Source organism: Virgibacillus ainsalahensis (assembly GCF_055380755.1).
The window spans coordinates 2,197,511-2,210,019 of record NZ_AP043943.1; the positions used below are offsets into that span (position 1 = coordinate 2,197,511).

Consider the following 12,509-nt stretch of genomic DNA (forward strand, 5'->3'; position numbering starts at 1 on the left):
ATCGCCAGCCTTGGCGAAAATCTTAAGTTTCTAAGCAAAGTTAGCGCAGGCTGTTTCTAAATCTTCAATGACAGCTGCTGTTTCTTCCCATGCTTGAAGTGTTGCACCAGACGCCATTGGGTGACCACCTCCATTGTATTTCGCAGCAATGTCATTAATAACAGGTCCCTTCGAGCGTAGCCGGACTCGAATTTCATCTTCCTCTTCAATAAATAAAACCCATGCTTTAATTCCTTCAATATTACTTAGAGCTCCCACCAGCTGGCTTGTTTCGGAAGGTTCAACTCCGAATTGTTCTAAAATATCCCTTTTCAGATTAACAACACTCAAACCGGAAGGAGAAAGCTTAAAGTTCTGTAAAATATATCCCTGAAGTCTGGCAATATTATCTTTTATATTATAGATACCATCATATAAAGCAGAACATTCAAACTCATAAGTTACAAGCTCTGCTGCAAATTGCAACGTCTTTTTTGTTGTACTGGGGAATAAAAATCTGCCAGTATCTCCTACAATACCCGCGTAGATTAGCCGGGCAGCTTCATCATTCATTTGAAAGCCTGTATCCTTTCCACGCAGATATAACTCATAGATCATCTCACTGGTGGAACTCGCTTCTGTATCAACCCACAACAGATCTCCATAAGGGGCTACATTTGGGTGATGATCAATTTTAACCAGCTTCCCTCCCAAGCTGTAACGTTCATCGTCTATGCGTGGTGAATTTGCTGTATCACAGATGATTACTAACGCATTTTCGTATACATGGTTGTCGATTCTGTCCATTTCAGCCAAAAAAGTAAGGGATGGTTCTGTTTCACCAACAGCATATACTTTCTTATCCGGAAATGAATGTTTAATAATCGACTTCAATCCAGCCTGAGATCCAATGGCATCAGGATCAGGTCTCACATGCCTGTGTATAACAATCGTCTCGTATTCTTTTATTGTGTCTATAATTTTTCTAATGATCATTTCTTTACTCCTTATTCTTTTTAATTTAGTAGCGGAAAAGTTCAAAAAGCGTTACAATAACCATATGTGTATATCTATTTCACCCTAGGAGAGATTAAATGGTTATTTTCCCGATTATCATTGTTGTTTCGATTGTCTTATATATTTATTATAAAGTCGCAATTCTAAAAACAAAAGATAGACTTGAACAAGCCTATTTTAACGCAAGATCCCGTATATGTCTCGGAAGTTTCATTTTCTTTTTTGGTATCAATCAATATTTGTTCTACCTGACACAAATTTCATTGTTTATTGGAATCATATTTGCCGTTCTTGGCGGTATGCAAATTGTTCGCGGGTTTAGGGAAGTAAAGCATTACAAAAAAGAGTGGAGACAATTGAACGAATTTTAAGCTGACTATTAAATAGTCAGCTTTTTTTATCGGTTTATCAGCTGTGTCATAATCAATCCTTTTCCAACGATTTCCTTGCCATTAAATACTTCCACATCGATTTTTGCATACATTCTTCCAGCTTCCATTAAAGTTGGCTTAATTACCAGCTTACTATCGATTTGAACAGGTTTTATAAAAAAAACCGTTAAGTTTTCTACAACTAAATCTGCTTTCTTTACGCGTGATAGTAACCTTTTGCTCGCCTCTGTTATTAACATTGTAAACACACCATCGGAGAGATTCCCCAATTGATTTGTCATTTGCGGGGTTACTTCGATTTGAAATATTTTCTCGTCCTCTTCGGATGTCACAAGGTTAGCAGATACAATATCATCGATTGTTTCTCCAGTATGTGGTTGTCTCTGGATCTGCTGCAGTGCTTTTAAAACATCCTGACGGGAAACAACACCCTCCAATTGATTTATCTGATCAACAACAGGGACCAACTCAATTCCCTGCCACACCATCGTATGTGAGGCAGATGCCAGGGATGTCTTCTTTGAAACAACAGAAGGATTCCTGCTCATTACCCGCTCCATTAAAACTTCATTACCCTTTCCGATAATATCCTTCGCAGTTACCATACCAACCACTTTATTTCTATCATCAATCACCGGAAAACGTGAATGCTCAGATTTCTCGTTCAATTCATACCAGTTTCTCACCGAATCTTTCATATGCAGGTAATAGGCCTGGTCATATGGTGTATAGATATCACCAACAAAAACAATTTCCTTTTTGATTAACTGGTCATAGATGGCGCGGTTAATCATAGCAGCAACCGTAAAGGAATCATAACTCGATGAAATGATTGGCAATTGTTTTTCATCAGCAAGCAGTTTAATATGATCATCTGTATCAAATCCCCCGGTAATTAAAACTGCAGCACCTTCATTCAATGCCAATTCATGAGCTTTCACACGGTTACCCACAATCAGCAAGGAATCCGCTTCGGTATAACGGAGCATTGCATCAAGCTCCATCGCACCAATAACAAATTTATTCAAGGTTTTATGAAGCCCTGTTCGTCCGCCTAAAACTTGTCCATCAACGATATTTACAACTTCCGCAAAGGTCAGCCGTTCAATGTTCTCTTTTTTCTTCCGTTCGATACGGATTGTACCAACCCGCTCGATTGTGCTTACTATTCCTAAATTCTCAGCTTCTTTAATTGCCCGGTATGCTGTGCCATCACTAACGTTTAATTTTTTTGCAATCTGTCTGACAGAAATTTTATTACCTACAGGTAAAGATATAATATGTTGGATGATTTGTTCATGTTTGGTAGCCATTTTCAGTTCACCAACTTTCAACTGTATTAGTGTATTTATTACTCCATATTATACAGTTGAATAATCAGAAACTCAATGATTATAAGATTGTCTCTGTTTTACTTCCTCCTGTTCCATAACTGGAGGCTTTGTCATTTGTAAAAGTGTAGCAAAATTTGCACCAACTACTAACAGGAAAAAGAATAACCAGGTCCCCCAGAAAATGAGTTCAGCAGCTGACGTTGCATAAGGTATAGCAGGCCAGGCAAAATATAGAAAAAAACCCGCTAATAGTAAGCGTAAAATAGCATAATGACGCATCATTATCTCCTCCCTCTTTTTTATTTTATGAGAGGGCGTTTTTTTTAGAACAAAAGCTGAGACAGGTCTCGTAATTCCATGTGTCCTGCCAGATCTTATAGTAACTGTAAACACTTATAAATATAGATTAAAATACCAGTGTATTAATGAGTCACCATAGAAATAGGTCATCAGTGCAGCTATAACGATATATGGACCAAAAGGAACCGGTTGTTTGCGGTCGATCACTTTAAACAGGAGCAAAACCATACCAAAAACTGACCCGATGATACAGGAAAGGAAAAAAGCCAATAAAACCTTCTCTATTCCCAATACAATGCCAAGAACTCCAAATAACTTCATATCTCCGGCCCCCATACCACCACGGCTTACAAATATGATAATTGCAATAATCATCATGCCGATAATCCCACCTAAAACGGCAGACCACCATGGCTGGAGTGGCTGAATAATCCGCATCATAATAAATAACGGCAGAAAAAAGAGAAGTACTTTGTTTGGAATAATCATGTATTTAATATCTGAAACCAGAATGATCATTAGCATAGAAACAAGCAGCAATGTTGTTACTATTTCAAGCCCTAAACCAACCAGATAGTAACTCAATGCAAATAATACCCCAGTAAAAAGTTCGATAACTGGATATATGCAGGAAATTTTTTCACTGCAATGACGGCATCTGCCACCCTGGATGATAAACGAAAGGAGTGGTATATTCTCATACCAGGTCAACTGATGCTTACAATGTGTACAGACAGACCGGTCATTTGCGAAATTGATTTGTTTAGGAAGCCTTAGTCCTACCACATTGTAAAAAGAGCCAAAAATCAAACCTATCATAAAGAAAAATGCGATGAGTACAATGTTCATAATTCTTTCTCCTTGTTCCAATCATTATTCATTTTTTGATTTTATGTATCGTATATGACTTACGTTATCTATGAATTTTTACATAATTATACCATTATTTCAGATATGTAGTGTATGAAAATGAATGCCAACATTTAATAAAGATCTTTTGGCACAATGTTATACGGATTGATTTAACCATACTGCGTGACAGAAAAGATAATTTCAAAAAAACACGCACTCTAAATAGCAAAAGCGCGGGGATGAAATTCGCCCGCGCTTTTATATTCATAATTTATTTAGATTTCCATCTCTTCCCCAACCTGCATCACTTTGCCTTTTCCTGTTTGAACTTGTTTAGCAAATTCTTCCGCATCCTGTTCAATCAAAGGGAACGTGTTAAAATGAACCGGAACGACAATCTTTGCATCAATCCAGTCAGCCGCAATCAAGGCATCCTCTGGCCCCATCGTAAAGTTATCGCCAATCGGAACAAACGCAACATCAATTTCATTCATTTCCCCAATCAGTCTTAAATCAGAGAATAGACCAGTGTCACCGACATGATAAATTGTCTTATCATCAATCGTTAACAATATCCCTGCCGGCATTCCTGTATAAATTGTTGTTCCATCATCTTCGGTAAATGCAGATCCGTGGAAGGCTTGCGTAAATTTCACGCGACCGAAATCGAAATCATGCTTCCCTCCGATATGCATCGGATGTGTATTTAAACCCTTCGTATCCAGGTAGTTGGCCAGTTCATTTGGAGCAACCACGAGTGCACCATTTCTTTTTGCAATATCAACTGTATCTCCAACATGATCATTATGCCCATGTGTCAGTAATATAACATCTGCTTCAACCGTGTTGGCATCCAGATCACATGTATCATTTCCAGAAATAAATGGATCGATTAAGATTTTATGCGTTTTTGTTTCAACCTTTACTACAGAGTGTCCATGATATGATAGTTTCAAGAATACCTCTCCTTATCTTAATGATTTACTCTACCTATCTCGTTAGAGTCTCCATTCTCCTCTACCCGAAATATGGTTTGTTTATGCCTGTCATTTTTTATTTTTTTCTTTTAGTTCATGTAATTCTTTATCAACTTCACTTGGTTCGAGCGCTTCAAATTCTTCATCAATTGTCCGGGCACGGGCAGATAGATCTTCCGTGGTTTCAGCTTGTGCTTCATATTCCAGTACTTTCTCCTCCATGCGCTCAAAACCTTGTCTTGATTCATCACCGCCAATATTCGAAAGCGTCCGATTCATTTTTGTTCGCGTTTGAGCTGTCTCGGCACGTGCTTTTAATGAATCTTTTTTCAGTTTCATTTGGTTGTATTCTTTTTTCATTTCATCCAGTTTTTCATTTATTGAATCCGAATCCGTTTTCGCTCTGGCCCATGATTCATTTAAAACTTCCGCTTGTTTTTCATTTTCTTTTTTATCTTCAAGGGCACGACGCGCTAAATCATCATTACCAGCTTCTACCGCTTTTTCCGCCTGTTTCTGTCTTCTTTCAACTAAAGCCTCTGCGTCATTTGCTTTGCGTTTTAGCATTTTTTCATTCGCTATTTGCTTAGCAACCGCAGTTTCTGCTTCTTTAATATCCTCTTCCATATCACGCATAAACTGGTCCAGCATTTTCACAGGATCTTCAGCTTTGTCGAGAATTGCGTTCAATTCTGAACCAACGACTGTTTTCATTCGTCTGAAAAACTTAAACATGTAAAATCCTCCTTTTTGTTTGTATCATTCTTTTTATGTATTACGGGTATTCCCTCTCATAGGTTTCATGAAAATACAAATTTATTATAGATCTCTTTTTGTTATAATGACGCCATACAAAATCGTTACATGGAAAATGATGACTAGTTGAATAGTGAGAAATGCAGATACATCACCGTAATTTGTTATTATTTGAGAAATTCTTATACAAATCCCATGAGGGTAACCGCAGTCCCAAATGTTTTCGGTGGGACGAGTAATCGCAGCCCCAAGCGTATAGGTGGCAGTCTTCTGGTTAATTAGCTGCTGTTTAGATGGTGGCGGCATGCTCTTAGCCGCCATGTTGGTTTCTTAACTATCAAAAAAGAGCACAATCACTGTGCCCTTTTATGTTTGAACTTTTAAAACTTTAACTACTGGAAATGGAATAAAATATCGAACGGGCGGAACATATCGTGCTGAATCAAGAGACAACTTTTAAAACAGGCTTTTCCGGCTCGAACCGTTCTTGCTAACATACTCATTTATACTTACTTTTTCAAAAGTACATTTGCATCTTCATATTCAAGGCCATGTGATTCGGCAACAGCTTTAAATGTCACAAAACCATCCAATGTATTAATCCCTTTTAATACTGCTTCATTATTCAGAGATGCTTGCTTATAGCCCTGATTTGCTATTTCCAGTGCATATGGCACCGTTACATTAGTCAGACCGATTGTTGCGCTCCGCGGCACAGCACCAGGGATATTTGCTACACAATAATGTAGAACCCCATGTTTTGTAAACGTCGGGTCATCATGGGTGGTGATGCGGTCACTCGTTTCGAAATTTCCACCCTGGTCAATTGCAACATCAACAATTACAGATCCTTCTGCCATTGTTTTTATCATTTCTTCCGTAACCAGTTTTGGTGCTTTTGCTCCGGGTATTAAAACAGATCCAATTACAAGATCCGACTCCGCTACAGCATTGGCAATGTTCATTGGATTTGACATTAAAGTATTAATGGAGGTACCAAAAAGATCATCCAATTGACGCAACCGCTCTGGATTTAAATCAATGATTGTTACATCCGCGCCCAGACCAACCGCAATTTTTGCAGCATTTGTGCCAACTACTCCACCACCGATTATTGTTACTTTACTTCGTTTGACTCCCGGAATTCCAGCTAGCAGAATTCCTTTACCACCCTTAGGCTGTTCCAGAAGCTGAGCACCTACTTGTGCAGTCATACGCCCGGCAACTTCACTCATCGGCGTTAATAATGGTAACGAACGATTTGGTAATTGGACTGTCTCATAGGCAATACTTACAACTTTATGGTCAATCAATGCTTTTGTAAGCTCCGGTTCTGCTGCCAAATGTAAAAACGTAAATAAAATGAGTCCTTCATAGAAATAGTCATATTCTTCTGGTAGAGGTTCCTTCACTTTCATGACCATTTCCTGTGCCCAGGCTTCTTTCGCCTTGGACGTAATGACAGCTCCTGCTTCCTCATACTGTTGATCTGTAAATCCAGAACCTAATCCTGCTCCTGTTTCTACGTATACCTCGTGCCCGCTGTCCTTTAGTGTCAAAACCCCGGAAGGCGCCATTGCTACTCTGTTTTCATTATTCATAATCTCTCTAGGTACACCAATTTTCATCCCCATACCCTCCATTTCACAGTTTTCTGAAAGTATATACATTGTATCAAAATCACTTGTTAAAAGCATCATTCCATTTAAAGAATATCAAAGAAGTGAACAAAAGCGCAAGCGCCTTGGTCATCCTAAGGCAAGCTTAAGCAAGAACTCGGGCATGCGCGTTCTTGGCTCATGAGTTCCTGCTTAAGACCTCGAGGAGTATACGCCCCCGAGCTGGACATGGCATTTACTGACAAGGAATGATATGCTGCCAAAATTATATACTTTTGAATGAAAACAACTGTTATAGAACTGGAAAAATTATTCAGTAAACCTCCATAAACCAAGATTATACCCTTTTCTGGTTGGCTCTTTTAGTAATTTTTTACGTCGCAATTGATATAAAAGACGACGTAACTGCTATGTTGATTTCCGCTGCGGACCGTTGCTTTCCGCGGGCAACGCTTCAGCTTCCTCGGAAGCAAAACCACTTCCTGCGGGATCTTCAGCTGTTGCTTTTCCCGCAGGAGTCAACAGTCCTCCGCTCCAATCAACTATCTTAAGAGTGCATGGCTATTACGTGACTTAAATCAAATAATAAATACAATAAGTTGCAGCGCACAGTCCAGCGAAGGAAATACACGGAGGCTCAGCGCGAGCCCTAAGGTGCGCGTAGTGTATTTTCCGTAGCGGGTACAAGCACCAACCATAATTTCAAGTTACTTCGTCTTTTATATCTTTTGCATCAAAAGCAACACATCTTTTGATGGGACGAGTAATCGCAAAAAGAGCCTTTTGGTTAAATCAGCTGTTTGCATAGCTATTGGTTTCTTAACTGACCAAATAATGTACGGAAAATAATCTACCCATCGCAAAATGGGTAGATTACCTTCTCACTAATTTTTTTGATTATTATATTTGTGAATTCCTTTATTATTATGCAATTGTTCAATCACACCACTTTGATAGCTCTCATTAAGCTGGTTTTGTACAGCCGCAACACCTTTTTCATCTTCAAAGATGTTTTCCGGATGGTTATCCTTCTTCTTTTTAGACAAAAATATCACCTCCATTTATATTATGTCCATATTTCTGTAACAATGATGGATTTCTTTTTTCCATTTTTTGATTATAGTCCTTTTAATTCGGGTATATAATATATATGAAGGGGGAGGAATAACATGAAATATACTAATATTGTTGTTGCTGTAGACGGATCCGAAGCAGCCGAAAAAGCATTCAGTAAGTCATTGAATATTGCTAAACGAAACAACGCACGTCTTATTCTTGCACATGTCGTTGATGCCCGTACATTTGCTACTGCGGAAGCGTATGACCGTACGCTTGCGGAGCGTTCGGAAACTTACGCCAAAGAACTGTTGGATGATTATGTGGCAAAAGCTAAAACAGCCGGTATAGATAATCTTGTACAATCCATCGAGTATGGATCCCCAAAAGTAAAAATCGCAAAAGATATTGCAAAAGATTTTAATTCAGATTTAATTATTTGCGGTGCAACTGGAATGAATGCAGTAGAACGTTTCCTGATTGGCAGTGTATCAGAAAACATCACCCGGTACGCTACATGTGATGTACTGGTAGTGCGTTAATTCACATTGTTCAATAGCGCTTCTGGTGCGCCGAAGCGCTATCATCCTCGTTTTTAAGCAACCATATTTATCAAAAAAAAGGTCTTGCTGTATAAATTACCAACAAAACCTTTTTCCCACCTATTTTGCTAATCTCAATGTATCTCTTGCAATCATTACTTCTTCATCTGTAGGAATGACAATAACTTTTACTGGTGAATGTGGATAGTTAACAAATTGCTCTTTTCCACGAACATTGTTTAATGATGGATCCCAGTAAATCCCCATAAATTCCAGCCCATTTAATACTTTTTCTCTGATTGCCGTACTGTTTTCACCGACACCTGCAGTGAAAATAATCGCATCGACACCGGACATTCTTGCAGCATATGACCCGATGTATTTATGAATTCGACCTGCGAACACATCCAATGCAAGTTCTGCCCGCTCATCTTCTTCCACTTTTTGTTCGATATCACGTAAATCACTGGAAAAACCGGATAATGCAAGCATACCGCTTTCTTTATTCAAAACATGAATGACTTCTTCAGCAGATTTCCCAGTTTTCCCCATAATATATGGAATCAATGCAGGGTCAATATTTCCTGACCTTGTCCCCATCGTTACACCTGCTAAGGGGGTGAAGCCCATGGATGTATCAAGCGACTTACCATTTTTGATCGCCGCAATACTGGCACCATTACCTAAGTGACATGAAATCAGACGTAACTTATCCAATGGAACACCCATCAGTTCAGAGGCACGCTCTGATACATATTTGTGGGATGTCCCGTGGAATCCATATTTACGAATACCATATTCTGTATAATATTCATATGGCAGACTGTACAGATAAGATGATTCAGGCATTGTCTGATGAAATGCTGTGTCAAACACGGCCACCATCGGCACTTGTGGAAGAATCTCCTGGAAAGCGCGAATCCCTGTCAGATTAGCAGGGTTGTGCAATGGTGCCAATTCAGAAACTTTGTCGATTGTTTCAATGACTTCCTCTGTAATTTTTACAGAATCACTAAAGTGCTCACCACCATGAACGATACGATGACCCACTGCGTCGATTTCGTCAAGAGAATGAATGACTCCTGAAGATGCCAGCCCATCTAGCAGTTGTTTAACTGCTACTTCGTGATTCTCAATATCCCCGACCGTTTTATTCTTTTCATCATTTACTTCTAATGTAAAAACACTATCATTTAAACCAATTCGCTCTGTAAGTCCTTTAGCGATCATCTTTTCTTCTGGCATTTTTATCAATTGGAATTTCAATGACGAACTTCCTGCATTAATTGCTAAAATATTACTCATGTTGTCAACTCCCTAAATGTTAATATCTACTTACTTTTATACTCAGCAAACCATTCATTCATCTGCTCTAAAATATCAGCCATTGCGTTCGAATTTTTAAATGAAGGCATTTGGACAAGCAATGGTTGTGTAGGAGCATTTATATCTTGTCCTTTCTTTTGTAAAATGAGAATACTCTTCCTGTTATTTTCCGATTTAAAAGCACTCTCAGGCAATCGTATTACTCCAGTGATATGTGCATATTCCTGAATAAAACCGTGAAGTTTATCTGACTGATCACTATCAAACAGAAAGTCTGGGATTACAAAAATTAAGTATCCACCTTCATTTGTATATTTCATGCTTTGCTCGATAAATAAATGATGTGCATAAGCATGCCCTTGATCTGCTTTTAATATAAAATCATTTGCACGCGCATCATCGGGGTAATAGCCGACCGGCAGATCAGATACGATAAGATCGACCGGATCCAATAAAAATGGTCGCAAACTGTCCTGATGGAAAAATTCAATGGTATGTTTCTGTAAATTTGCACTCCGTACCGACAAATTAATTAATGTTGAATCAACTTCACTGGCAAATGCCTCCACTTTTTGTTTCAGCTGACTTAAAACAGTTGTTATCAGGTTAGCTGTTCCACTCGCAGGGTCAAAAATGCGCAATTGCTCTTTTTCTCTTGTCAGCTTTTCTGCAAGATAACCAACCAATAATGCTACAGTTTCAGGGGTCATTAAATGCTGTTGCTGGGTAGAATCCTTCATTCCTTTCAAGATTGCCAGTTGAATTCCTTTACGAATTTCTTCGATTGTAAAAGATTCAAGCTCAATTTCTTTTAAAACCTGTTGTAATTTATGTTCTAAAATATCATCCACATCATCCGGAACATTTTGATAAAAAAGAATATCCATTGTAAAAGCAAGACTGTCCAGATAAGGTTCATTCTCATGCTGTTGTATTATTTCCGTTGTCTTATTCATCCATTCGTATAACGTTTCAACATTTGACTTCTCCACCGATAAACCTCCGTTCCATATCTTAGCGTATCAATTGTAACAAGCATTGCAATTCATGTACAAAGTAACGCATGAGAACATTAGAAGACTTGGCTTTTCGCCAGGTCTTTGTAGCAAAAGGCCCTATTCCGAACGTATACAGTAAGAAAGTTTCACAAATTCTTAACTGCCAAAAAATATCTGGACAGTAAAAATCTCTCCCGCAGATTTAAGCGAGAGAGAAAGTAAATTAATATTTACTTCGCCTGACGAGCAGCCTCAAGAGCTGACTCATAATCAGGATGGTTCGTCACTTCATTTACATATTCTACGTAAGTTATCTTGTCATTAGAATCAACAACAAAGATAGATCTTGCCAGCAAACGTAGCTCTTTAATTAAGTTACCATACTTTTCACCGAAGTCCGCATGACGGTAATCGGAAAGTGTATCAAGCTTTTTAATGCCATTCGCTGCACACCATCTTGTTTGAGCAAATGGTAAATCCATGCTGATTGTTAATACTTGTACATTGCCGATTTTATCTGCTTCTTCATTAAATCGCTTCGTTTGTTCTGAACATACACCAGTATCAATCGATGGTACAGCACTGATCAACTTCACTTTTCCTTTATAATCAGTAAGTGATACTTCCTTCATGTCATTTGATATCACCGTAAAGTCAGGTGCCTGATCCCCAACTTTTAACTCTGTACCCTCAAGTGTGACAGGCTCTTGTTGGAATGTAACATTTACCATATACTCATTCCCCCTAAATTTTTGTCAACACTATTATTATGAATAAAATAGTTGCACCTGTCCACCAAAAAGGATAGAAAAATTTAATCTAACACTTAACTGCTAAATCCTCGGTATTGATCCAAGCTTTCTTCAGAGTTGCCCCACTCTCTCTCATATCGTGTAATATGCTCAAATATCATAATTTATTTGGGAACTTTGATCCTCTTTTTTGTTCCCTTCAGACTTACTTGATTTCTTTGTTTGTGCAGATTCTTTAATGATTTGTTCTACTTTCTGTACAATTTGTGGTGCAAAATCAATCATTTTCTCATAAATATGGGTACTCTGATCCAAATGTACCATTTTTACTTTCTGCTCACTTATAATTAAGAATGCGACTGGCGTAATCGAGACACCCCCGCCACTTCCACCCCCAAAAGGAAGGGTGGCATCTGATTCCTGTTGGGAACTGCCGGCACTAAACTCACTTCCACCAGCAGCAAATCCAAAACCCAGTTTGGAAACAGGAATGATCACACTTCCATCTGGAGATTTAACCGGATCTCCTATAATGGTGTTTACTTCAATCATGTCTTTTAAATTTTCCATTGCAGTTGTCATTAATCCTTGAATCGGATGTTCTTCCAT

Annotated in this window: 15 protein-coding genes; 2 read left to right on the forward strand and 13 right to left on the reverse strand. The window is 38.5% G+C overall.

The genetic code is table 11. From position 1 onward, the window contains the following. Nucleotides 1-30 precede the first annotated feature (30 nt). On the reverse strand, nt 31-975 hold the full coding sequence (locus ACZ427_RS10710; RefSeq protein ID WP_461179369.1) for a DHH family phosphoesterase: 945 nt from the start codon (nt 973-975) through the stop codon (nt 31-33). A 98-nt stretch (nt 976-1,073) separates the two neighbouring features. Here ACZ427_RS10710 and ACZ427_RS10715 point away from each other — a divergent pair, with 98 nt between their 5' ends. Next, a complete protein-coding gene (locus tag ACZ427_RS10715; RefSeq protein ID WP_461179370.1) occupies nt 1,074-1,367 on the forward strand; it encodes a YtpI family protein in 294 nt (97 codons plus the stop codon). 26 nt (nt 1,368-1,393) lie between these two features. Here ACZ427_RS10715 and ACZ427_RS10720 read toward each other — a convergent pair whose 3' ends face one another. From ACZ427_RS10720 to ACZ427_RS10755, 8 genes are all read right to left on the reverse strand, one after another. Then, nucleotides 1,394-2,701, reverse strand: a complete 1,308-nt coding sequence (locus ACZ427_RS10720; RefSeq protein ID WP_461179431.1) for a DRTGG domain-containing protein — start codon at nt 2,699-2,701, stop codon at nt 1,394-1,396. A gap of 72 nt (nt 2,702-2,773) precedes the next feature. Beyond that, nucleotides 2,774-3,004, reverse strand: coding sequence for a hypothetical protein (locus ACZ427_RS10725; RefSeq protein WP_461179371.1), 231 nt, complete (start codon nt 3,002-3,004; stop codon nt 2,774-2,776). Between the two features lie 111 nt (nt 3,005-3,115). Further along, nucleotides 3,116-3,871, reverse strand: a complete 756-nt coding sequence (locus ACZ427_RS10730) for a prepilin peptidase (RefSeq protein WP_461179372.1) — start codon at nt 3,869-3,871, stop codon at nt 3,116-3,118. 278 nt (nt 3,872-4,149) lie between these two features. Continuing rightward, nucleotides 4,150-4,830 (reverse strand): metal-dependent hydrolase, encoded by a 681-nt coding sequence (locus ACZ427_RS10735; RefSeq protein WP_461179373.1) that lies wholly within the window; start codon nt 4,828-4,830, stop codon nt 4,150-4,152. A gap of 90 nt (nt 4,831-4,920) precedes the next feature. After that, nucleotides 4,921-5,586: a PspA/IM30 family protein gene (locus tag ACZ427_RS10740; RefSeq protein ID WP_461179374.1), complete on the reverse strand. Its 666-nt coding sequence runs from the start codon at nt 5,584-5,586 to the stop codon at nt 4,921-4,923. Between the two features lie 84 nt (nt 5,587-5,670). Then, nucleotides 5,671-5,928 carry a hypothetical protein gene (locus ACZ427_RS10745; RefSeq protein ID WP_461179375.1) on the reverse strand — a complete coding sequence of 86 codons (258 nt, stop codon included), beginning with the start codon at nt 5,926-5,928 and terminating at the stop codon, nt 5,671-5,673. A gap of 188 nt (nt 5,929-6,116) precedes the next feature. Then, the gene (gene ald / locus ACZ427_RS10750) at nt 6,117-7,235 is read right to left on the reverse strand and encodes an alanine dehydrogenase (RefSeq protein WP_461179376.1); all 1,119 of its coding nucleotides are present in this window, start codon (nt 7,233-7,235) and stop codon (nt 6,117-6,119) included. Nucleotides 7,236-8,110: 875 nt separating this feature from the next. After that, entirely contained in the window at nt 8,111-8,272 is a 162-nt protein-coding gene (locus tag ACZ427_RS10755) for a hypothetical protein (RefSeq protein WP_461179377.1), read from the reverse strand. A gap of 123 nt (nt 8,273-8,395) precedes the next feature. Here ACZ427_RS10755 and ACZ427_RS10760 point away from each other — a divergent pair, with 123 nt between their 5' ends. Beyond that, the gene (locus ACZ427_RS10760; protein ID WP_461179378.1) at nt 8,396-8,824 is read left to right on the forward strand and encodes a universal stress protein; all 429 of its coding nucleotides are present in this window, start codon (nt 8,396-8,398) and stop codon (nt 8,822-8,824) included. 120 nt (nt 8,825-8,944) lie between these two features. Here the strand turns inward: ACZ427_RS10760 and ACZ427_RS10765 are convergent, their stop codons facing one another. The 4 genes from ACZ427_RS10765 to ytfJ form a co-directional block, all read right to left on the reverse strand. After that, the gene (locus ACZ427_RS10765) at nt 8,945-10,129 is read right to left on the reverse strand and encodes an acetate kinase (protein WP_461179379.1); all 1,185 of its coding nucleotides are present in this window, start codon (nt 10,127-10,129) and stop codon (nt 8,945-8,947) included. Between the two features lie 26 nt (nt 10,130-10,155). Next, nucleotides 10,156-11,142 (reverse strand): class I SAM-dependent methyltransferase, encoded by a 987-nt coding sequence (locus ACZ427_RS10770; protein ID WP_461179380.1) that lies wholly within the window; start codon nt 11,140-11,142, stop codon nt 10,156-10,158. A gap of 236 nt (nt 11,143-11,378) precedes the next feature. Then, nucleotides 11,379-11,879: a thiol peroxidase gene (gene tpx / locus ACZ427_RS10775; protein WP_461179381.1), complete on the reverse strand. Its 501-nt coding sequence runs from the start codon at nt 11,877-11,879 to the stop codon at nt 11,379-11,381. Between the two features lie 171 nt (nt 11,880-12,050). Beyond that, a complete protein-coding gene (ytfJ, locus tag ACZ427_RS10780) occupies nt 12,051-12,509 on the reverse strand; it encodes a GerW family sporulation protein (RefSeq protein ID WP_461179382.1) in 459 nt (152 codons plus the stop codon).

What these genes read in the sequence shown, in the direction of transcription:
- ACZ427_RS10710 (WP_461179369.1), bottom strand. Translation starts at nt 975, where the DNA reads ATGATCATTAGAAAAATTATAGACACAATAAAAGAATACGAGACGATT.
- ACZ427_RS10715 (WP_461179370.1), top strand. Translation starts at nt 1,074, where the DNA reads ATGGTTATTTTCCCGATTATCATTGTTGTTTCGATTGTCTTATATATT.
- ACZ427_RS10720 (WP_461179431.1), bottom strand. Translation starts at nt 2,701, where the DNA reads ATGGCTACCAAACATGAACAAATCATCCAACATATTATATCTTTACCT.
- ACZ427_RS10725 (WP_461179371.1), bottom strand. Translation starts at nt 3,004, where the DNA reads ATGATGCGTCATTATGCTATTTTACGCTTACTATTAGCGGGTTTTTTT.
- ACZ427_RS10730 (WP_461179372.1), bottom strand. Translation starts at nt 3,871, where the DNA reads ATGAACATTGTACTCATCGCATTTTTCTTTATGATAGGTTTGATTTTT.
- ACZ427_RS10740 (WP_461179374.1), bottom strand. Translation starts at nt 5,586, where the DNA reads ATGTTTAAGTTTTTCAGACGAATGAAAACAGTCGTTGGTTCAGAATTG.
- ACZ427_RS10745 (WP_461179375.1), bottom strand. Translation starts at nt 5,928, where the DNA reads ATGGCGGCTAAGAGCATGCCGCCACCATCTAAACAGCAGCTAATTAAC.
- ald (WP_461179376.1), bottom strand. Translation starts at nt 7,235, where the DNA reads ATGAAAATTGGTGTACCTAGAGAGATTATGAATAATGAAAACAGAGTA.
- ACZ427_RS10760 (WP_461179378.1), top strand. Translation starts at nt 8,396, where the DNA reads ATGAAATATACTAATATTGTTGTTGCTGTAGACGGATCCGAAGCAGCC.
- ACZ427_RS10765 (WP_461179379.1), bottom strand. Translation starts at nt 10,129, where the DNA reads ATGAGTAATATTTTAGCAATTAATGCAGGAAGTTCGTCATTGAAATTC.
- tpx (WP_461179381.1), bottom strand. Translation starts at nt 11,879, where the DNA reads ATGGTAAATGTTACATTCCAACAAGAGCCTGTCACACTTGAGGGTACA.
- ytfJ (WP_461179382.1), bottom strand. Translation starts at nt 12,509, where the DNA reads ATGGAAGAACATCCGATTCAAGGATTAATGACAACTGCAATGGAAAAT.